Annotated in this window: 15 protein-coding genes and 1 tRNA gene; 10 read left to right on the forward strand and 6 right to left on the reverse strand. The window is 73.7% G+C overall.

Going from position 1 to position 21,105, the window contains the following annotated elements; genetic code table 11:
* The first annotated feature begins 31 nt into the window (after nt 1-31).
* From ABZY31_RS18845 to ABZY31_RS18860, 4 genes are all read left to right on the forward strand, one after another.
* Nucleotides 32-2,929: a hypothetical protein gene (locus ABZY31_RS18845; RefSeq protein WP_356411672.1), complete on the forward strand. Its 2,898-nt coding sequence runs from the start codon at nt 32-34 to the stop codon at nt 2,927-2,929.
* Nucleotides 2,930-3,240: 311 nt separating this feature from the next.
* Nucleotides 3,241-5,019, forward strand: a complete 1,779-nt coding sequence (locus ABZY31_RS18850; protein WP_356411758.1) for an MFS transporter — start codon at nt 3,241-3,243, stop codon at nt 5,017-5,019.
* 204 nt (nt 5,020-5,223) lie between these two features.
* The gene (locus tag ABZY31_RS18855; protein WP_356411674.1) at nt 5,224-5,427 is read left to right on the forward strand and encodes a hypothetical protein; all 204 of its coding nucleotides are present in this window, start codon (nt 5,224-5,226) and stop codon (nt 5,425-5,427) included.
* 219 nt (nt 5,428-5,646) lie between these two features.
* Nucleotides 5,647-6,972, forward strand: coding sequence for a HAMP domain-containing sensor histidine kinase (locus ABZY31_RS18860; protein WP_356411676.1), 1,326 nt, complete (start codon nt 5,647-5,649; stop codon nt 6,970-6,972).
* Between the two features lie 68 nt (nt 6,973-7,040).
* Here the strand turns inward: ABZY31_RS18860 and ABZY31_RS18865 are convergent.
* Nucleotides 7,041-7,113 (reverse strand) — tRNA-Arg (locus ABZY31_RS18865).
* A 203-nt stretch (nt 7,114-7,316) separates the two neighbouring features.
* Here ABZY31_RS18865 and ABZY31_RS18870 point away from each other — a divergent pair.
* The gene (locus tag ABZY31_RS18870) at nt 7,317-7,730 is read left to right on the forward strand and encodes an RNA polymerase sigma factor (RefSeq protein WP_356411679.1); all 414 of its coding nucleotides are present in this window, start codon (nt 7,317-7,319) and stop codon (nt 7,728-7,730) included.
* Nucleotides 7,727-8,770: a CU044_5270 family protein gene (locus tag ABZY31_RS18875; RefSeq protein ID WP_356411681.1), complete on the forward strand. Its 1,044-nt coding sequence runs from the start codon at nt 7,727-7,729 to the stop codon at nt 8,768-8,770. Before ABZY31_RS18870 ends, ABZY31_RS18875 begins: the two co-directional genes overlap by 4 nt.
* Nucleotides 8,771-8,806: 36 nt before the next feature.
* Here the strand turns inward: ABZY31_RS18875 and ABZY31_RS18880 are convergent, their stop codons facing one another.
* Nucleotides 8,807-9,574 carry a tyrosine-protein phosphatase gene (locus ABZY31_RS18880; RefSeq protein ID WP_356411684.1) on the reverse strand — a complete coding sequence of 256 codons (768 nt, stop codon included), beginning with the start codon at nt 9,572-9,574 and terminating at the stop codon, nt 8,807-8,809.
* 57 nt (nt 9,575-9,631) lie between these two features.
* Nucleotides 9,632-11,344, reverse strand: coding sequence for a hypothetical protein (locus tag ABZY31_RS18885; RefSeq protein ID WP_356411687.1), 1,713 nt, complete (start codon nt 11,342-11,344; stop codon nt 9,632-9,634).
* Between the two features lie 215 nt (nt 11,345-11,559).
* On the opposite strand from ABZY31_RS18885, the gene ABZY31_RS18890 reads away from it, so the two are divergent.
* Nucleotides 11,560-12,711 (forward strand): XdhC/CoxI family protein, encoded by a 1,152-nt coding sequence (locus ABZY31_RS18890; protein WP_356411689.1) that lies wholly within the window; start codon nt 11,560-11,562, stop codon nt 12,709-12,711.
* Nucleotides 12,712-12,755: 44 nt separating this feature from the next.
* On the opposite strand, the gene ABZY31_RS18895 is transcribed toward ABZY31_RS18890, so the two are convergent.
* Nucleotides 12,756-14,006 (reverse strand): serine hydrolase domain-containing protein, encoded by a 1,251-nt coding sequence (locus tag ABZY31_RS18895; RefSeq protein WP_356411761.1) that lies wholly within the window; start codon nt 14,004-14,006, stop codon nt 12,756-12,758.
* 262 nt (nt 14,007-14,268) lie between these two features.
* The gene (locus tag ABZY31_RS18900) at nt 14,269-15,546 is read right to left on the reverse strand and encodes a M6 family metalloprotease domain-containing protein (RefSeq protein ID WP_356411764.1); all 1,278 of its coding nucleotides are present in this window, start codon (nt 15,544-15,546) and stop codon (nt 14,269-14,271) included.
* Nucleotides 15,547-15,876: 330 nt separating this feature from the next.
* Here ABZY31_RS18900 and ABZY31_RS18905 point away from each other — a divergent pair, with 330 nt between their 5' ends.
* From ABZY31_RS18905 to ABZY31_RS18915, 3 genes are all read left to right on the forward strand, one after another.
* Nucleotides 15,877-16,569 (forward strand): TetR/AcrR family transcriptional regulator, encoded by a 693-nt coding sequence (locus ABZY31_RS18905; RefSeq protein ID WP_356411767.1) that lies wholly within the window; start codon nt 15,877-15,879, stop codon nt 16,567-16,569.
* Between the two features lie 110 nt (nt 16,570-16,679).
* Complete coding sequence (locus tag ABZY31_RS18910; RefSeq protein WP_356411692.1) at nt 16,680-18,212, forward strand: MFS transporter; 1,533 nt, start codon at nt 16,680-16,682, stop codon at nt 18,210-18,212.
* Nucleotides 18,213-18,735: 523 nt separating this feature from the next.
* The gene (locus tag ABZY31_RS18915; protein WP_356411695.1) at nt 18,736-19,731 is read left to right on the forward strand and encodes a sigma-70 family RNA polymerase sigma factor; all 996 of its coding nucleotides are present in this window, start codon (nt 18,736-18,738) and stop codon (nt 19,729-19,731) included.
* Between the two features lie 303 nt (nt 19,732-20,034).
* Here the strand turns inward: ABZY31_RS18915 and ABZY31_RS18920 are convergent, their stop codons facing one another.
* Nucleotides 20,035-21,048: a YafY family protein gene (locus tag ABZY31_RS18920; protein WP_356411698.1), complete on the reverse strand. Its 1,014-nt coding sequence runs from the start codon at nt 21,046-21,048 to the stop codon at nt 20,035-20,037.
* Nucleotides 21,049-21,105 lie beyond the last annotated feature (57 nt).

Consider the following 21,105-nt stretch of genomic DNA (forward strand, 5'->3'; position numbering starts at 1 on the left):
GGGGGCGGCGGAATCCGACCCTCGCCTGTCGGTGTTCCGTCCCCGGGACCCGGAGCCCGCCCCCGAGCCCCGGGACGACCCGGAGGCCGGGAACGACTCCGAGCCCGGGGACGACCCCCTGCGGGCCGCGGTCGCGGCCTGGGTGGCGTCGGTGGACGAGGCGGATCCGGATGCGGGCCCGGGTGCGGAACCGGAACCGGATGCGGAGTCGGATCCGGAACCGGGGGCGGATGTGGCGTCCGGGTCGGCTCCCGAGCGTGCCGAGGGGTCGGCGGCCGAGGCTGCCCCCGAGCGGGCCGCCGGACCGGGCGGCGACGCCGCGGCCGGGGCGCCGGCTGCCGGGCGTGCCGACCGGTCGGCGCCTGAGGCCGCCTCCGGGGCGGCCGCCGAAACGGCTCCGGAAGCGGCAGCCGAGGCTGACCCCGAGCCGGTCGCCAAGCCTGCCTCCGGGTCGGCCGGTGGGCCGGCGCGCGAGCGTGACGGCGGGGCGGAGGGCGCCCGTACGGACGTCCGCGCGCCCCGGACCTCGACCGCTGACCGGGATTCCGCTTCGGCGGCACCGGTGGCGCCGGCGGGTGCGGAAGTGGCCCGTGAGGCCTCGGCCAAGCCGTCCCCGACCCCGCGCGCGGATGCCGACGTAAACGGTCCCGAATCGTCAGATTCCGAGCGCACCTCGGTGTTCCGCACCGTCCCCAAGGACTCCGCCGAGGTCGCGGACTCCGCTCCGGCGGAGGAGAAGGCCACGGCCTTCGAGGCTTTCCGCCGCAACTCCGGCTCGCCGAAGAAGGATTCCGCTTCGGGCCAGGACCCCCGCTCGGCAGCCCCGGCGGACAACGAGCGCACGGCGGTCTTCCGCGCCGTCCGCCCGGACGCGGCCCCGGCGGACACCAAGCGCCCCGCCCCGGCAGGGGCCAAGGACGCCGCTCCCGAACCCGAAGCCAAGGCCCCGGCGGACAGCGAGCGCACGGCGGTCTTCCGCGCTGTCCGCCCGGACGCGGCCCCCGCGGGGGCCAAGGACGCCGCTGCCGAATCCGAAGCCAAGGCCCCGGCCAAGGCCCCGGTCGACAACGAGCGCACGGCGGTCTTCCGCGCCGTCCGCCCGGACGCGGCCCCGGCGGACACCAAGCGCCCCGCCCCGGCAGGGGCCAAGGACGCCGCTCCCGAACCCGAAGCCAAGGCCAAGGCCCCGGCCGACAGCGAGCGCACGGCGGTCTTCCGCGCGGTGCGTCCGGACGCGGCCCCGGCCGACACCAAGCGCCCCGCCCCCGCCGACCCCACCGGCTCCGCCCCCGAGGAAGCCACCGGCCGCGGCACCGGCCAGGGCACGGGCACGGCCGCCCGCCAGGACCCCGGCACCCGCCAGACCCCCGGCAAGCCGGCCGTCCCCGCCCCCGGCCAGGGCGCGGGCACAGGCCCGGCCGCCCGCCAGGGCACGGGCACCGGTACGCGCGCCGACAAGTCCACCACCCGGCCGCGCGAAGGGGCGGCCGAGCGGGCCAGTACCTTCGTGCCGCTGCGCGGCGAGGGCGCACCCGCCCCGGCGGAGCCCAAGCCCACCCCGTCCCCGGCGTCGAAGACGCCCCCGCCCCCGCCCCCCGTCACCCACACCGGCTCCGAGCGGACCACGCAGCAGCCCCTGCCGCCCCGGCCCCCGCTCGACATGCTCGCCGAGCTGACCAACAACCCGCCCCCGCCACCGAGCCCGATCCGCACCACCGTGCGCCGGGTGAAGATCTACGCCCCGCTGCTCGCGCTGCTGGCGGTCGTCCTCGGCATCGTCCAGCTGGTCCGCCCGCTGCCCGCGCCGACGCTGGCCATGACGGCGAAGCACTCGTACGCCTTCGCGGGCGACAAGCCCGACCTGCCCTGGCCCGACGGCGGCCAGGCGTACATGGCCGCGGCGGGCCTCGGCACGCTCGGTTCGTCCGGCGAGATGAAGCCCGTACCGATCGCGAGCGTCACCAAGTCGATGACGGCGTACATCATCCTGCGCGACCACCCCTTCAAGAAGGGGGAAAAGGGCCAGATGATCGACATCGACAAGACCGCCGAGACCGAGGGCAAGAAGAACAACTCCACGGACAACGAGTCCACCCTCGACACGGTCATGGAGGGCCAGAAGATCTCGGAGTACGACGCGATCGCGGCTCTCATGATCCCCTCGGCCAACAACATCGCCCGGCTCCTCGCCCGCTGGGACTCCGGCAGCCAGGAGGCGTTCGTCGCGAAGATGAACGCCACCGCCAAGGAGCTCGGCATGGCCAACACGACGTACACGGACCCCTCGGGTCTGGACGCCACGACGGTCAGCACCGCCGAGGACCAGGTCAAGCTGGGTCTGCGGCTGGTGGAGATGGACGCGCTCCTCGACATCACGCGCAAGCCCAGCTGGGTCGACCCGTCCGGCAAGACGTGGCCGAACTGGAACCGGCTGGTCCCCTTCAACGACTCGCTCGGCATCAAGACCGGTACGACGACGAAGGCGGGCGGAAACCTGCTCTTCGCCGCGCAGAAGAAGGTCGGCGACACCAACCAGCTGATCGTCGGCGCCGTCCTCGGCCAGCACAAGCCGCCGATCATCGACACGGTGATCGCGGCGAGCAAGCAGCTGCTGGTCGCGACGCAGAAGTCGCTCCAGGGCGCGACGGTCGTGAAGAAGGGCGATGTGGTCGGGTACGTCGACGACGGACTCGGCGGCCACACCCCGGTCGTCGCCACCGCCGACGTCCAGGCCGTCGGGTGGTCGGGTCTCACGGTCACCGTCAAGCTGAGTGACGGCGGTACGAAGATCCCGGGGACGGCGAAGGCCGGTACCCAGGTCGGAGTGCTGACCGTCGGCGAGGGCGCGAGCCAGGTGAAGGTGCCGGTGGCGCTGCAGCGCGAGCTGGCCACGCCGGGCATCGGCAGCAAGCTGACGCGCGTCGGCTGACAGCAGGCGCGGGACGGGCACACGGCGCTCCGGGCAACCCCGGGGCGCCGGGTCGCGTCTTGGCACAGGACGGACGTGTGGGGAGTGCGGCAGTGACCACCGCTGAGCGGGGCCGGAAAGAAACGCAGGGCCGGGAGCACGGCCGGGACGCCGGCGACGCCGCGGGTGGTGCCGCGAGCGGCGCCGGGGGTGCCGCCGGGGAAACCGGCATACCGACCGGCGGCGCGGACCCTGACGCCGCTCGGGGCCGGGGCACGGCCCTGGCCCCTGAGCCGAGCCCCGCGTCCGGCCGCCCGGGATGGCGGCGCACCCTGCGGCTCCGCTGCCGGGACGCGCTCGCCTTCGGCCACCGTCACCCGATCGGCGTGACGACCGCCCTCGCGGCCCTCCTCCACGTCGCCTGGTTCTTCAGCTTCGCGAACAGCGGCGGCGACCTGGCCGCCCAGGACGCCTGGGCCGAGTTCGTCGGCCGCCACCCGGACTCGGCGTACAACCTCGCCTGGTACGGCGGCATGCACCCGGTGTCCTACAGCGTCGTCTCGCCGTACCTCATGCACGTCCTCGGCGTCCGCACGACGATGATGATCGCCGGAACCGTCTCCGCCGCCCTGCTCGCGCTGGTCCTGACCCGCTGCCGGGGCTCCGTGGCGCACCCGTTGTGGCCCGCCCTCGCGGGCGTGTACGGGCTCTTCTGCAACGCGGTGTCCGGCCGGGTGACCTTCGGCCTCGGGGTGATGTTCGCGCTGGGCGCGGTCGCCGCGGCCTTCTGCTGGCCCCGCAAGTGGGCCGAGCGGCGCTGGGCCAAGGCAGCGGTCGCCGCCGTGCTGGCCGCGCTCGCGACCGCCTCCAGCCCGGTGGCCGGGCTCTTCCTCGGGGTGATCGCGGCCGCCCTGTTCCTGAGCGGCCGGCGCCCGGGCGCGTACGCCATCGGGCTGCCCCCGGTGGCCGTGGTCGGGCTGTCGGCGTGGCTGTTCCCCTTCTCCGGGACCCAGCCGATCGGGGTGGGGTCGGCCTGGCTGCCGTTCGTGTTCGGCGTGCTGATCGCGGTCCTCGTACCGAAGCGGTGGAAGACGGTCCGGATCGCCGCGGCCGTCTACGCCTGCGGCGTCTTCCTGACCTGGGCGATCGATTCGCAGATCGGCTCGAACGTCACCCGCCTCGCGATGCTCTTCGCCGGCGCCGTCCTGGTCGCGGCCCTCCCGCACGCCCTCCCGCGTTCGCGCCGCCGCTACGCGCTGGTGCTGGCCGTCGTCGGCGTGACCGCCTGGATCACCACGAACAGCGTGCAGGACATCGTCCGCACCACCCCCCTGGCCTCCTGGAACCGCGAGCTGGCCCCGCTGATCGACCAGCTGCAGAAGGCGGGCGCCGACCGCGGCCGGGTGGAGGTGGTCCCGGCGAGCAGCCACCGCGAATCCTCGGCGATCCCCTCGTACGTGAACCTGGCCCGCGGCTGGAACCGGCAGGCCGACCTGGAGCGCAACCCCGTCTTCTACGACGACACGCTCACCGCCGAGACCTACCGGACCTGGCTGGAGCGCTGGGCCGTGCACTACGTGGTGCTGCCCGCCGACAAACCCGACAACGGGGGCGAGGCCGAGGCGAAACTCGTGCGGGACGGGCTGCCGTACCTCCAGCAGGTGTGGGGCGACGCGAACTGGCAGCTGTTCAAGGTCGACCGGCCGACCGCGCTGGTCTCCGGCCCGGCGACGGTGGTCCGCGCGGGCGCGGACCAGCTGGTGGTCGACGTACGGCAGCCCGGCCGCGTGCTGGTGCGGATCCCGCACTCGCCGTGGCTGGGCCTGGTCGACGCGGCGGGCAAGCCGGTGGAGCCGCCGCAGGAAACGGAGGCCTCGAAGGCCCGCGGCGCGGCGGCTCCCAAGGGCGCTGCGAAGGTGCCGAAGGAGTACGTGAACACGGCCGGCTGCCTGTTCAAGGCGGAGCCGGACGCGTCGGGCGACGTATGGACCGAGCTGCTGGTCCCGGCGCCCGGGGAGTACCGGGTGGCGGCGAAGTACCAGCTGCCGCGGGGGACGCCCTGCCCGGAGGAACTGGTCCGCGCGGCGGTGGGGACGCCGGAGCTTCCGTAGGTCCGGTCCGCCGGGGCGAGGCCAGGTCCGCCGGGATGAAGTCCGGTCCGTCGGGATCGGATCCGGTCCGCTGGGGTGCGTTCATCCTCATATCTGCATACGATCCCCATAGGTCCGATTCAGTTCCGGTCCTCCGGGTGGTGGAGGGGCGGGCCGATGGGCCGAAGAGCCGAATGGATGCTTCCCGAGGGAGTTGACGGCGGGATGAGCGAAGAGCAGAAGCAGGACTTCCGTACGGCGGTCGCCAAGGCGCTGGAGATGCCGCAGGCCCCCAAGGGGCCGGGCCACGGCTACGAAGGCGAACTGCGGAGCAAGGTGAAGGGCGGAGCGCACACGAAGGCGGCCCTGAAGCGGGCCGGCACCCCACAGGGCGACCGCATCGGAGAGCGCAGCAGGGGCCTCAGCTGAGGGGTCCGGGGACCTGACCACCCTGGTGGACGAGAGCGCGCGGCTCGCGCTCGGAAGCCCTTCCGGCACAGGTGCCGGGAGGGCTTCTTCACGCCTTCGCGCGCGGGTGTCCGGCCAACTGTTACGTGGCCGAGGGCCGGCCAGAACATGACCCTCGTAACCTTTCAGGTGTCGCGGGGGCACCACCCGTCCGCCCCCGCTCTGCCCCGGAGTCGCGCCATGACCGGCACCCCCACCGCGTCGCCGGGCGCCCCGGGCGCCCCGGGCGCCCCGCGTACCTCGGGCAGCCGTCTGCGGCTGCGGCTCCCGGTGTGGACGGCGACGCTCACCTGGAAAGCGGCGGTCTTCATCACCTGCATGTGCTGCGGGCTCGCCGCGCTCCTCGGCGGCCTCGTGCACAGCGCCATGACCGACCAGACCATCGGCACCGCCCGCGAGAAGGCCCTCGACCGCCTCGACCGGATCACCGAGGCGTACGAGACCGGCACGCGCACCCCGCGCGGCGAGGGCGTCGACCCCACGGCCCTGCCCGCCGAGCTGCGCGCGTACGCGGCGGACGGGCGGCGCGGCACCCTCGTCGGCGAGCTCCGGAACAAGCCGGTCATGTGGGCGGCCGGCCCGGCCGACCGCGGAGGCGTGATCGCCGCCGCGGTCGACTACAGCGCCAGTGAGCAGACCATCGTCGATCTCGACCGCGCCATCCTCGGCTCCTCGGTCCTCGCCATCGGCGGCACCCTGCTCATGGGCGCCCTCGGCGTCACCCGCATCACCCGCCGGCTCCACCAGACCGCCCAGGTCGCCCGCCGGATCAGCGCGGGCGATCTCGACGCACGCGTCGAGGACTCGGCGCGGACCCGGGACGAGGTCGCGGCCGTCTCCGGCGCCCTCGACATCATGGCGGCGTCCCTCCAGCGCAAACTGGAAGCGGAACGCCGCTTCACCGCCGACGTCGCCCACGAGCTGCGCACCCCGCTGACCGGCCTCAACGCCGCCGCCGAACTCCTCCCGCCGGGCCGCCCCGCCGAACTCGTACGGGACCGGGTGCAGGCCATGCGCGCGCTGACGGAGGACCTGCTGGAGATATCCCGGCTCGACACCCGCAGCGAGCGCCCGGAGCTGGACGCGTACGACCTCGCCGAGCTGGCGGCCCGTACGATCCGCGCCTCCGGCACGGACACCCGCCTGCGCGTCCTGTCCGCCCACCTGGTGGAGACCGACCGCCGCCGCGTCGAGCGCATCCTGGGCAACCTGATCGCGAACGCCCACAAACACGGGGCGGCCCCGGTCACGGTCACGGTGGACGGCGCCACGCTGACGGTGACGGACGAGGGCCCGGGCTACCCCGAGTACCTGCTGACGAGCGGACCGCAGCGGTTCCGCACGGAGGGCATGAACAAGGGCCACGGCCTGGGCCTGACCATCGCCGCGGGCCAGGCCCGCGCCCTGTCCGCCACCCTGACCTTCACGAACCGCCCCGAGGGCGGCGCCGAAGCCCGCGTCACCCTCACCCCACCCACACCCCCAACTCCGGTCCCACCCCCCTGAACCGCCCCGGCGGCCGCCCCACGCGAAGACCCCCCGACCGCGAACGGTCGGGGGGTCTTCCTCATACGTGCCCTCGGCAGGATTCGAACCTGCGACACCGGCTTTAGGAGAGCCGTGCTCTATCCCCTGAGCTACGAAGGCGAACGAAGGCGGGCAGCCCAGGGACAGGGTAGCGGATCGGCGGGGCGCTCCGCCGGGGCAATGGCGGGCGGCCGGACCGCACCACGAGCGGTACGCGTCCGGGCCCACCGTCCTTGCGCCGCCGCATCCTTCCCCCGCACCCTTCCCCGCCGACGTGAGGTGGAGCACATGCAACGGGGCGGGCCGTGCGGACACTACTCAGCGTGGACCCCCAACTGTTCGCGGACCTGTACGCGGCCCACGCCCGGGCGGTGTACGCGCACGCCGTGCGCATGACCGCGGACGTGGCGGGCGCCGAGGACATCGTCTCCCTCACCTTCCTCGAAGCGTGGCGGCTGCGCGAGACGCTCGACGACGTCGGCAGCCCGCGGGCGTGGCTCTTCGGCGTCGCGACGAACGTCATGCGCAACAGCCGGAGGGCGGCGCGCCGTCACCGCCGCGCCATGGACCGCCTTCCACCGCCGGACCTCGTGCCCGACCCGGCGGAGGGGGTCGTGTCCCGGCTCACCGACACGGCCCGGGCGGCGGCCGCCCTCGCGGCGGATCCGCCGGAGGAGCCGCCAGCCTCGCGATGCACCACCACCGGGTCCCGAACGCCAGGGGAGGGGAAGCTGTGAACGCCACCGATGACCCGAGACGCCGTCCGGACGAGTCCCTGGACGTGATCCGGCGTCTGCCCGGTATCGCGGACGAGGACCTGCCGTTCCACGGGCACCACCGGATCGGGGAGCACCTGATGCGGGAGACGGGGGAGACGGGGGCGATGGGGGCGACGGGGGAGGCTGCGGAGGAGGCCCGCCCCGACCGGGCGCGGTACCGCCGTCGGCTGGTCCTGTCCGCCGCTGTCGGTGCCGCGGCATGCACGGCGATGGCGGCCGTCACCCTCGGCGTGGGCGGGTCCGGCGAGCACCCCGCCGCGGTACGGACCGAACCGGCGGCCGTGCGCTTGCTGGACCGCGCGGCGCTGGCGGCGCAGGCGGCCCCCGCTCCGACCGTGCGCGACGGGCAGTTCCTCTACACGAGGACGGTCGGACACTCCACGTCCCTGTCCGAGACGGCGAACGGCGGGATGGAAGCCGCCCCCACCGACGAATCGGCGGAGCGCTGGGTACCGGTGGACGGAGCGGGCGGCACGCTCACGCGCACCGCCCGGGGCACCTCGACGGACCCGGCGGCAGGTGCGGTCAAGGCAAACATCAACCACCCCACCTACCGCTTCCTGGAGAGCCTCCCGACCGACCCCGACCGGCTGCTGGAGCTGATCTACGCCGACGCCCGACGGAACCACGGCGGAGGCTCCGGCTCGACCACCGGCCCCGACCAGGAAGCCTTCGTCGCCATCGGCGACCTGCTGCGGACGGTCGAGGCCCCGCCCGGGCTGAGCGCCGCCCTCTACCGCGCCGCCGCCCGCATCCCGGGCGTCGTGCTCGTTCCCGAGTCGACGGACGCGCTCGGCCGTACGGGCGTCGCGGTCGCCCGTGTGCACCATGCCGAGCGGACCGAGTGGATCTTCGAACCGGCGACCACGCGCCTCCTGGGCGAGCGCACGGTCCTCCTCAAGGACGGCCCGTGGGGAAAGACCGGAACACCGGTAACCTCCGTGGCCATCGCCGCCCGCGGCATCGCGGACGAGCCGGGCCAGGTGCCGGAGCGGTAACGCTCCGGCATGGGGCCCTGGGCTCCGCGCCCCGGGTTACGGGGTCAGCAGGCGGGTGCACAGGGTGGTGGCGGTGGTTTCGGTGATGCCCACGCGGTCGGTGAGGTAGGCCCGGACCGAGCCGTGGCGGGTGGTCAGGTCCGCGAGGACCAGTTCCATGATCTTGGCGGGGGCCCGGCCGTAGGAGGGCCAGTTCAGGGTGCGGTCCGGGTGGGCGGCGCGCCAGTCCGCGGCGAGACGGTCGGTGGCCAGCTCCGTGAGCGCGAAGTCGGCGAGGATCTGCTCCTCGCCGACGCCGAGCAGGGTGAGGACGAGGGCGGCGATGAGGCCCGTACGGTCCTTGCCGGAGGTGCAGTGGAACACGGTGGGGCCGGGGTCTTCGGCGATCAGCTCGATCGCCTGCCGGATCTCGGCGGCGCCGTCCTCGGCGACCTCGGCGAACCGGTCGGCGAGGTAGCGCCACGGGTCGAGGGCGGGGTCGATCTCCGCCTGGTCGTAGGGGCGGTGCTCGATGCTGAAGTTGGCGTAGGTGAAGCGCCCGGCCTCCGGCACACGGCCCTTGGCGTCGATCTCCCAGGGGTAGCGCAGGTCGATGACGGTGCGGATGCCGAGGTCCAGGAACCGCTTCCAGTCGTCCCCGGCGAGCTTTCCGAGCGAATCGGCGCGGTAGAGCCGCCCCCAGGCGACGACGCGCCCGTCCGCGGCGCGGTAGCCGCCCAGGTCACGGAAGTTGTGCAGCCGCTCGAACGCGATGTGACGCGCTGCGCTGGGCGTTGCGTGACGCGCTTCCTGGTCCATTTCCATGCCCGTCCCCCTGTGTGCGGAGCATCCCGCTCGTTGATCAACGATCAACTGCGCACGCTACCGCAGGGGTTGCGGGGCGGGTCGGGCGCGCGGCGGATCGGACCCGTCGATCGGGAGCAGGGTGAGGAGCGAGCCCGCGCCGCCGAGGCGGAGGGTGAACTCGCCCTCGGGGGTGCGACCCTGCGTGACCAGGGTCAGGAGTGCGGAGGCGGCCGCCGCGGGGTCCGGCCCGCGGGCGGCGTAGCGGCGGCCGTCGCGCAGGCACAGGAGGGCGTCCTCCGTGACGACCAGCGCGCAGGCCGGGTGGCGGGCGAACAGTTCGGCGGGGGTGGAGCCGCGGGCCAGCAGGATCTCGGCGAGGTCGCGCCGGCGCGGGTCGGTCTCGGCCTCGTCCGCCACCAGGTGCGCGCCCTCGCCCAGGTGCGCGTCGATGCGCCCCTGCACCTCGGCGGGGTAGCGCCGTACGGTCACCAGCGCGCCGGAGCCGGTGTCCTTGAGGCGGGCGTCGACGTACCGGGCCGCGCGCAGCGGCGAGCGCGCGGCGGGCGGGAGCACGGGCAGCGGCACCGGGCGCGGCGGGCAGGGCGCGGCCGGTTCGGCGAGGCCCAGGTGCTCGTAGCAGAGGCCGCGCAGGAGGCCCAGGGACTCGCCGGGGCGTGACGTGACCCGTGCGGCGGCGTCGGGGAGGCGTACGGCGCGATCCAGTTGGGGAGCCAGCGGGCGGTCGCCGCAGACCCGGGGCAGGGTCCGGCCCAGCCATGCCATGGGTGAGCCGGGCGCGACGGCGTCCTCGTCGAAGGCGGCCAGCAGGCCGGGCAGGCCGAGGGCGGCCGCGTAGAGGGAGAGGCTCCCGTGATCGCCGACGTAGGCGTCGGCGGCGCAGAGCGCGGCCTTCCACGTGGGCCCGGCGGGGTGGGGCAGGATCAGCCCGGCGCGCAGGGCCGCGCCGAGCCAGTTGCGGATCTGGTGGCCGCCGTGTTCGTACCAGGCATTGGGATGGATCGCGGCGAGCACCCGGTATTCGTCCTGGGGCAATTCGGCGAGCGCGCGTTCGGCCAGCCCGAAGGAGGAGCCGAGGAGGGAATGCGGCCCCCAAGTGGAGGTGACCAGCAGGAGTTTCTGCTCCGGGCGGATGCCGAGGGCCGATCGGTATTCCCGGCGGAACGGGAGCGAGGCCCGGAGTTCGTCGACGACCGGGTCGCCGATGACGCGGGCGCGGGGAAGGGCTTCGGGGCAGCCGTGGCGCAGGCGGGCCAGCTGTTCGTCGTGGGAGAGCGCGATGGCGGAGGGGATGGGGAGGCCGTCGTGCAGGAGCCACTCGGCCGAGAGGCCGAAGGCCTCGGAGCGGGTGCCGGGGCCGCTGCCGGGGGTGGGCGCGGGTCCGCTCCCGGCGCCCTCGACGCCTGCTCCCGGTTCCGGATCCTTGCTGAGTTTCTTGTTGTACCCGGCGCCGTGGGCGCAGCCGATGAGCGGGGCGGTGACTTCTTCCAGGGGGCCGCCCCGGCTGGTGCTCATCGCCAACTGGAATTCCGCACCCCGGTCCCGAGCCTGCTCCCAGGGCAGGAAACCCAGTTCGTGGTCGGCGATGAACTCGGCGATCCCGTTGCCGAAGGCCGATGACCCGGTGCAGGTGAACACCACCGCCACGCGCGGGTCCCCCTCGAACACCGCGAGGAGATCCAGCAGCCGGGTCGCGGAGGTGACGTTGTGGATGACGCCGAGCACCTTGCGCACGGCGGGCACCGTCTCCCACGCCCGCGCGGACCGCACGGACGGCCGCTGATCCCCCTGCACCCGCATCACTCGCCTTCGTGTTCCCCCGTCGGTGCGCTCAGCTTACGGAGCCGGGCCGTTCGGCTTCCGCGCGCTGTGGACCGTCGACGTCGTGAAGTCGTGGGCGGTGTGGGCTCGTTGCTCGCGGAACCGGGTGGGTTGGGGGAGGGTGGGGGCGGGAGTGTCCCTCTGTCGTAGACCGGAGACCGTGCATGCTGGACATCGCCGAAGAACTGCACCGGTGGGTCGGGCAGGGGCGTGACTTCGCCGTCGCCACCGTCGTGGCGGTCGGGGGGAGTGCGCCGCGGCAGCCGGGGGCGGCGCTCGCCGTCGACGGTGCGGGGGCCGCGATCGGTTCGGTATCCGGTGGGTGCGTGGAGGGTGCGGTGTACGAGCTGTGCCGGCAGGCGCTGGAGGACGGGGAGACCGTTCTGGAGCGCTTCGGGTACAGCGACGACGATGCCTTCGCGGTGGGTCTGACCTGCGGTGGGGTCGTCGATGTCCTGATTGCTCCGGTTCTGGTGGGCAGCCCCGCCCGGGCGGTCTTCGAGGCCGCATTGGCCGCCGCTGCCGGGGGTGAGGCGGCCGCGGTCGCCCGGGTCGCCGAGGGGCCGGCCGAGCTGATGGGGCGCGCGCTGCTGGTGCGCGCGGACGGTGCGTACGAGGGCACGCTCAAGGGCCGTCCCGAGCTGGACCGCACGGTGGCCGAGGAGGCGCGCGCCATGCTGGACGCGGGGCGGACCGGGACGCTGGAGGTGGGGGCCGACGGTGGGCTGTGCGGGCGTCCGGTCACCGTGCTGGTGGAGTCGAGCGTGCCGGCGCCGCGGATGATCGTGTTCGGGGCGATCGATTTCGCTTCGGCTCTGGTGCGGGTGGGGAAGTTCCTCGGGTACCACGTGACGGTGTGCGACGCGCGGCCGGTGTTCGCCACGCGGAACCGTTTCCCCGAGGCCGATGAGATCGTGGTGGACTGGCCGCACCGGTACCTGGCGTCCACCGGTGTGGATGCCCGTACGGTGCTGTGCGTGCTGACGCACGATGCGAAGTTCGACGTACCGCTGCTGGAACTGGCGCTGCGGCTGCCCGTGGCCTATGTGGGTGCGATGGGTTCGCGGCGCACGCACGAGGACCGCAACGCGCGGCTGCGCGAGGTGGGTGTCACCGAGCGGGAGCTGGCCCGGCTGCGTTCGCCCATCGGTCTGGATCTGGGGGCGCGTTCCCCGGAGGAGACCGCGCTGTCCATCGCGGCGGAGATCGTCGCCAGTCGGCGCGGCGGCAGCGGACGCGCCCTCACCGGCGCCCACACACCGATCCACCACGACGGCCCCGCGCCCGTGGTCGGGCGGATAGGCGCCGTCGCCTGACGCGCCGGGGCGATGCTCGCCCCGGCTCGTAACGGCCCGCGCCCTCAGCCGCTCTTCGGTACGGACGGCGGGTGGCCCGGGTACACGTGCGCCGGGGTGGCGATGGCGGTCAGCGCCTCGCCGAAGAAGGCGGTCGGCTCCTTCCCCGCGTGCGGGACGTCGGTGTTGAGGAGGACGACCAGGGTGGCCCCGGCCTGCGGAAGGTGGACCGTCAGGCTTTCGTACCCCGGGATCGAGCCGTTGTGCCCGATCCAGCCCTGGACGTCGAAGATGCCCAGCCCGTAGCCCGCGCCGGGGATGCCGGTCGGGGTGGTCTTCAGGCGCTCGGCCTGGGTCGCGGGCGTCAGCAGGGCGCCGGTGGCGAGGGTGCGGGCCCAGCTGCGCAGGTCCCGCAGATCGGAGATCATCGCGCCCGCGGCCCAGCTCCACGACGGGTTCCAGCCGGTGGCGTCCACGACCCCTTCGGTCGTGCCCGAGGGGGTGGACTGCTCGGTGTAACCGTGCGCGTGGGGGTCGGGGAACTCGGCGCCGGTCGGGAAGAGCGTGCGGTGGAGCCCGGCCGGGGCCAGTACGTCGTCGGCGATGACGTCGTGCAGCGGCCGCCCGGTGATCTTCTCCACCACCAGGCCGAGCAGGATCAGGTTGGTGTTGGAGTACGCGAACCGCGCACCCGGCGCGAACTGCACCGGGTGCGCGAAGGAGTAGTCGAGCAACTGCTGCGGCGCGAGCGGCTCGCGGGGTTCGGTGTCGAGCACGCGGTTGAAGTCGTCGTCCTCGCTGTAGTTGAAGAGGCCGCTGCGCATGCCCGCCAGTTCGCGCAGGGTGATGCGGTCGCCGTTCGGCACTCCCTTGACGTACCGGCCGATGACGTCGTCCAGGCCGGCCTTCCCCCGGTCGACCAGCCGCAGGAGGGCGGTCACCGTGAACGTCTTGGTCTCGCTGCCGATACGCATGAGGAGGCCGGGGTCCATGGGAGCACGGGTCGCCTCGTCCGCCACGCCGAAGGCCCGGACGTAGCTGCCCTTGCCCGGGGCCCACAGCCCCACGATCACGCCCGGCGTCCCGGTCTTCCGCATCGCCCCGCGCACGGCCGCGTCCAGCCGCGCGGCGACGGCGGGCGTGAGCCGGGGGAAGTCCGTCCCGGCGTCGGGGGAGGGCGGCGGGTCGGTGGCGGCGGACCGCGGGGGAGCGGGCGCGGCGTACGCGGACCCGGCCACCGTCGGGACGACGAGCAGGGCCGCGGCCGCGCCGCTCACGCAGGCGCGGCGCAGGCGCGTACGGGTGGGCGTGCGCAGGCGCGTACGGCCGGGCGTGCACGCCCGCGCACCGCCCGGCCCGCAGGTCGGCTCGCTGGTCGGCTGCACTGCACGGCCTCCTGTCGGCCGACGGTCAGGGCGACATCATCCGCGCGGGCCCACGTCGTCCACGTCATCCGCGGCACCACGGCATCAGCGGCATCCCAGTAGGTCCGCATCATCAGCGTAGGTCCCCGTCCCGCCGGTCGCGCGACGGACGTACGCGCCCCGCCCCGCCGGTCGCGCGACGGGACGCACGCGCCTACGGCCGCGTGATGCGCACCTGGTAGCCGCCGGTGCGCAGCTCGCCGACCACCGAAATGCTGATGCCCGCCGCCTCGTCGGTGAAGGTCTCGCCCGGCTTGTACGGCGCGTCCGAGAGTTCGCCGTGCACGTTGGAGCGCCGGGTGCAGCCGCCGCTCGCGGCCGCGCTGTCGGCGACGGTGACCGGGCCGCGGCCGGTGTCCACCTCGGAGTCCACCTTGTAGATGAGGACCCCCGGCTTGCAGACGGCCTCGTCGTTCCCGGCCTGGGTGCGCACCTCGACGGCGTAGCCCGCGCTCTCGGAGGTCGGCACGAAGGCCAGTTTGGTGCCGCCCTCGACGGCGAGCGGGGTCAGGACGTGGTCGCTCGTGCCGGACTTGGCGGCGCAGCTGATCTGGTTCGCGTCCAGCCAGCCGAGCTTCCACTTGTGCCAGCCCAGCAGGTCGTTCCCGGCGCCCCAGTCCTCGCTCATGATGTCCCAGTGGCCGACCGCGCCGCCGCCGTCCTGGGTGTAGAGGTCGGGGAGCCCGAAGACGTGGCCGTTCTCGTGCGGCAGCACCCGGTAGCCCGTCTCGCGGTAAGAGCCGGAGCCGTCGTCCTGGCGGCTGTAGATGAAGGACGTGTTCGCGAGCGGCACGCCGTCCGCCATCGGCGCCTCGCCGTTGCCGGAGAAGGTCACCGAGAGCACGGTGTCGAGGGCGGAGGGGCCGGCGTTCGGCGTGACCAGGATGTTGATCAGGTCGTACCGGCTGAAGTCCACCTGGGGGTCGGCGGCGCGGGCTATGTGCTCGACGAGCCGGCGGTATCCGGGCTCGTAGGCGGAGCCGCGTTCGATGCCGTACGCCGCGAACGGCATCGGCATCCGCAGCCAGCCGCGTATCGGAGCCTCGGGCTTGTAGCTGAGCCGCCCGTACGAGCTGGCGCGGAACCAGTCGGAGGTCTGCGGGAAGAATTCGGCCAGCCGGTCGAGGGCCGAGCCCTCGCCCTTGGCGTCCGGGAAGTCGATCATCAGGTTCAGTGCCCGGACCTCCCCGGTGGAGCGGGAGTACCCGGGCGCCGTCGGCAGGCCCTCGGACATCTGCACGCCCATGGCTCCGGAGATCCGGCAGGGCGCGAGGGCCGATTCGTTCGACGCGGCCGAGGGACCGGCGGCGGTGTGCGCCCGGCCGGATATACCGACGCTCGCGGTCGCCGAGATGCCTATGGCGACGACGGTGAGGCCGATGTAGGCGCTCGCGCGACGGGGTGTGCGTATCCGGTGGCGGGTCTGCGGCATGGACAGCGCCTTCGGCTCCGCGGCAGCCGGCCGGGTCCGGTCTGCGCTCTGTTCGCTCACCCTCCGACGGGTACGACGCGCCCGCCCGCCGGGAGCGGCCATCCGGGCACGGAGCACCGAAGAGGGGGTGACGCAGGTCACATGCGAGGGTGAAATAAGCGGGGACCGAATCCCCGTTTGCACGGGGGTGGACGTAAGCGGGGACTGACTCCCCGGTTACGACGCAGCATCGGACCTACGACGTCAGGGAGGCCAGGAGTGAAGCGTTCGTCGACTGCCCCGTCCGCGGAGCCGGCGGCTCCGGCCGCCCTGCCGGACCTGTCGCGGGCCCTGGCGCCCGCGCGGTGCGCCGCGTCCGCCACCGGCGAGCGGGTGCCCCGGCCGCGCGCCGACGCCGTGCGCAACCGGGAGCGGATCCTGCTGGCCGCCCGTGAGATGTTCGTCGAGTTCGGGGCGCAGGCTCCGCTGGACGAGATCGCGCGGCGCGCGGGCATCGGCAACGCCACCCTCTACCGGCACTTCCCCGAGCGGTCGGACCTCGTCCACCAGGTCGTGCTCTTCGTCATGGACCGGGTCGCCGCCCATGCCGAGGACTCGCTGGCCGCGACGCGCACCGGAGCCACCCAAGTCGCCGAAGCCATCGACGCCTTCGAAGCGCTCTGCCGCTTCACGCACGCCGCCGCCGACGAGCGGATCGGCGCCCTCTGCCCCATGCTCGGCGGGGACTTCGACCGCGAGGACCCCGAACTCCTGGCCGCGCGCGACGTCCTGGAGTCGGCCGTCGAGCAACTCCTGGCGGTGGGGCAGCGCACCGGGCTGGTGCGCACCGACATCGCCGTCGGCGATCTCATGGTCGCGCTCTCGCAGCTCAGCCGCCCGCTGCCCGGCATCGTCTGCCTGGACGCGGACCGCTTCGCGCACCGGCACCTCCAGCTCTTCCTGGACGGGCTGCGCGCTCCGGGCCGCTCCGAGCTGCCGGGTTCCCCCGCCACGCTCGAAGACCTGAGGCGGAAGACCATGTGACGCCCGGGCCGCGCCGGTTCAGCGTCGGGCTCGCCGCCCGGAACACCATCTTTTCTTTTCGAGTCATTCCGCACCTTTAAGTCATTCCGCACCGTGAAGTGGGTACCTCCATGTCCAAAACAGCCGCGAGCCTGCCGCAGGCCGACCCCAGTCGCTGGCGGGCGCTGGTCTTCATAGCCCTGGCGCAGCTGATGGTCGTCCTCGACGCGACCATCGTGAACATCGCCCTGCCGTCCGCCCAGCAGGACCTCGGGATCTCCGACGGCAACCGCCAGTGGGTCATCACCGCCTACGCCCTCGCCTTCGGCGGTCTCCTCCTCTTCGGCGGCCGCATCGCCGACCTGTGGGGCCGCAAGAACGCCTTCGTCGTCGGCCTCATCGGCTTCGCCCTGGCCTCCGCGCTGGGCGGCGCCGCGAACGGCGAAGCGATGATGCTGGGCGCCCGCGCCCTCCAGGGCGCCTTCGGCGCGCTCCTCGCGCCCGCCGCGCTCTCCCTCCTCGCGGTGATGTTCACCGACGCCAAGGAGCGGGCCAAGGCCTTCGGCATCTACGGTGCGATCGCGGGCGGCGGCGGCGCCGTCGGCCTGATCCTCGGCGGATTCCTCACCGAATACCTGAACTGGCGCTGGACCTTCTTCGTCAACATCCCCTTCGCGATCATCGCGGCCGTCGGCGCCTGGCTGGTCATCCGTGAGCCCGCGGGCACGCGCAACCGGTCCGCCCTCGACATCCCCGGCGTGGTCCTGTCCACCCTCGGTCTCGTCTCCCTCGTGTACGGGTTCACCCGCGCCGAGGCGAACGGCTGGACCGACCCGCTCACCGTGGGCCTCTTCGTCGGCTCCGTCGTCCTGCTCGGCGCCTTCGTCCTCGTCGAGTCCAAGGTGAAGTCCCCGCTGCTGCCGCTGCGCGTCCTGATGGACCGCAACCGCGGCGGTGTGTACCTCTCGCTGGGCCTGGCCGTCATCGCGATGTTCGGCCTGTTCCTCTTCCTGACCTACTACCTCCAGGTCGTGAAGGGCTTCTCGCCGGTCAAGACCGGCTTCGCCTTCCTGCCGATGATCGTGGGCATGATCACGGGCTCCACCCAGATCGGCGCCCGGCTGATGACCCGCGTCCCGCCGCGGCTGCTGATGGGCCCCGGCTTCCTGGTCGCCGCCTCCGGCATGCTGCTGCTGACGCAGCTGGAAGTGGACTCGTCCTACCCCGCGCTCATCCTTCCGGCGCAGTTGCTGCTGGGCCTCGGCATGGGCTCCGCGTTCATGCCGGCGATGTCGCTGGCGACGTACCGGGTGAACCCGGCCGACGCCGGCGTGGCCTCCGCGATGGTCAACACCTCTCAGCAGGTCGGCGGCGCGATCGGTACCGCGCTGCTGAACACGATCGCCGCCTCCGCCACCACGGCGTACCTGACCGCGCACGCCGCCGAGGCGGCCGGTGGCGGCGCGGCCGCCAAGCTGGTGCAGGCCCGCGCCATGGTCGAGGGCTACTCCTCGGCGATCTGGTGGGCGGTCGGCATCCTCGTCGCCAGTTCGCTCATCGCGCTGACCCTGATCAACACGGGCCGCCCCGACACCGGGGTCGCGGCCGCCGGTGAGGGCGCGGACGCCGAGGCCGAGGCCCGGATCCCGGTCATCGCCCACTGACCCGGGGACCCGCCGCCGCGCGGGGCACGACCGCGGAATGACCGAAGGCCCCCGCCCCGTTCACCAGAACGGGGCGGGGGCCTTCGTCGTCTTCGGGCGCGTATCCGGCAATCCGGTCATCCGCGCAGGCAACCAGATGCGGTGCCGGGCCGTCTTCGGGGCAGAAGGGCTACGGACGCACGGGCCGGGGGTACGCCGACACGTGCGCCGGGCGGTACGCCGACACGTGTGACGGCTGTCTCACCCGGCGTGGGGCGGCCCGTCCCGGCGGAAGGCGGCGGGGTGCGCGGGCCGGCTCCCGCCCCGGCCTGACCTGCACCTCTGCGGGATCCGACGCCGCCGCGCACTGCCCTGCGCGCGTTCGTGGCGGGGCAGGATACTGCAAGATCTCGAAAAAAGGACGCGCCCCGGGAATTCTGTCCCGATTCCAGTCGTTGTTTCCTTCGGATGCGGGCACTCGGGAGAGTGTCCGGCCCAGTAGGAGCCGCAGTACCGCGACCGAACTCATCGCAAGGGAGCACGCATGGCAACCCGCGCCGTCGCCCGTCGTCAGTCCTCCAGTTCCGGCAGCGCGCGCGCCGTGGGCGGGGAGATCGCCGATCGCGACCTGGTCGGCATGTACCTGGACGAGATCGCGCGCACCCCGCTGCTCGACGCGGCGAAAGAAGTCGAGCTGTCCCAGATCATCGAGGCGGGCGTGTACGCCCAGCAGATCCTCGACGGCCGGATAGAGAGGGAGGCAGACGGGCTCCGTCCGCTCCCCACCAAGCAGGAGCTGGAGGCGCTCGCCGCCGAGGGCGAGCGGGCCAAGGAAGTCTTCATCCGCTCCAACCTGCGCCTGGTCGTCGCGGTGGCGCGGCGCTATCCGCGCAGCGGCCTGCCCCTGCTGGACCTGATCCAGGAGGGCAACGCGGGGCTGGTGCGCGCGGTCGAGAAGTTCGACTACGCGAAGGGCTTCAAGTTCTCCACGTACGCCACGTGGTGGATCCGCCAGGCCGTCACCCGCTCCATCGCCGACCAGTCCCGCACGATCCGCCTGCCCGTGCACCTCGTCGAGGAGCTGGGCCGCATCCGCCGGGTGCAGCGCGAGTTCAACCGGGAGAACGGCCGGGACCCGGAGCACGCCGAGATCGCCGCCGAGCTGGACACGACCGAGAAGCGCGTCGGCGACGTCCTGGACTGGGCGCGCGACCCGGTCAGCCTGAACATGGCGGTCGACGACGAGGGTGACACCCAGTTCGGGGACCTGCTGGAGGACACCTCCGCCGTCTCGCCGGAGCAGTCGGTCATGTCGCTGCTGCGGAGCGAGGAGCTGGAGGAGCTGATCGCCAAGCTCGACCAGCGCACCGCGTCGATCATCAAGATGCGGTACGGGATCGACGACGGCCGGGAGCGGACGCTGACGGAGGTCGGCAAGCGGCACGGGCTGACGCGCGAGCGGATCCGGCAGATCGAGAAGCACGGGCTGCTGGAGCTGAAGCGGATGGCCCGCGACACGGGCTTCGACGCGGTGGCCTAACCCCGGCCCCCTTCCCCCCATACCGCCCCGGCGCCTATCCCCCCAAGGTGCCGGGGCTTCCCCGTCCCCCCGCACGCCTTTTGCCTCCGGCGGGCCCTCAATCGCCGGGCGGGCTGGAGATGGCCCGGGGGACCCCAGCCTCGCCGGCGTTTGAGGCGCGGGTCCGGGCGGAGCCCGGGGCGTCGGCCGTCAGGCCGCTCTCGGTCGCCGTTGCCTCCGGCGGGCCCTCAAACGCCGGGCGGGCTGGAGGTGCCCCCGGCGGCCTGGAGGTGGCCCCACGGGCCCGACCTACCCAGCGGCCCCTCAAGCGCCCGGCGGGCCTGGAGCGTCCGGCAGGCCGGCGGCGTCCGGTGGGCCAGGGGTCCCCGCCCCCGCCGACAGCAGCCGTGCCCCCAGCGACCGCGCCGTTTCCGCCAGGGCCGGCGGGGACACGACCGTGAACGGGAGGCCCGTCAGGGCGAGTCGGGCCGCCAGCCATTCCGGCGCGTCGCCGCAGGCGAACCGGACGCGGCACCCGCCGACCCCGTCGGCCTCGGCCTCGGCCGCGCCCACCCACGCCGGCACCGCCTCCGCCGACACAGCGAAACGCAGCTCCACGTCGTACGTCTGCGCGGGCCCGCCCCGCAGCCCTCGTTCCACGAACGCGACCGCGTCCATCGGCAGCTCCCGCGGAGCGAACCGGGCCCCCGTCGCGAACGGCTCGCTCACCCGGTCCACCCGGAAGGTCCGCCAGTCGTCCCGGTCCAGGTCGAAGGCGACCAGGTACCACCGCCACCCGGTGCTGACCAGCCGGTTCGGCTCCACCAGCCGCCGCGTACCGGCCCCGTCCCGCGCCCGGTAGGCGAACCGCAGCCGCTCCCGCCCCGCCGTCGCCGACGCGATCGCCGTCAGCGTCCGCGGGTCGATGCTGGCCCCGTCCCCCCGCGTGAGCGCGACCGTGGCGGACTGCAGCGTGCCCACCCGGTGCCGCAGCCGCGAGGGCAGCACCTGCTCCAGCTTCGCCAGCGCCCGTACGGACGCCTCCTCGACCCCGTCGATCGCGTGCCCGGCCCCGGCCCGCAGCCCGACCGCGATGGCCACCGCCTCCTCGTCGTCCAGGACCAGCGGCGGCATCGCCGCCCCCGCCACCAGCCGGTACCCGCCCTCCGCGCCCAGCGTGGCCTCGACCGGGTACCCCAGGTCCCGCAGCCGGTCGATGTCGCGCCGGATGGTCCGCGCGCTGACGCCGAGCCGGCCCGCCAACTCGCTGCCCGGCCATTCGCGGGGCGTCTGGAGGAGGGACAGCAGGGTCAGCAGCCGTGCCGGGGTGTCGGTCATGGCGTCCACATTGCCAGGGAAATAGGACACCACCTGACCTACATGCCGTCTAGGTTT

It is taken from the genome of Streptomyces sp. NPDC006529, assembly GCF_040611795.1.
Classification (GTDB): domain Bacteria; phylum Actinomycetota; class Actinomycetes; order Streptomycetales; family Streptomycetaceae; genus Streptomyces.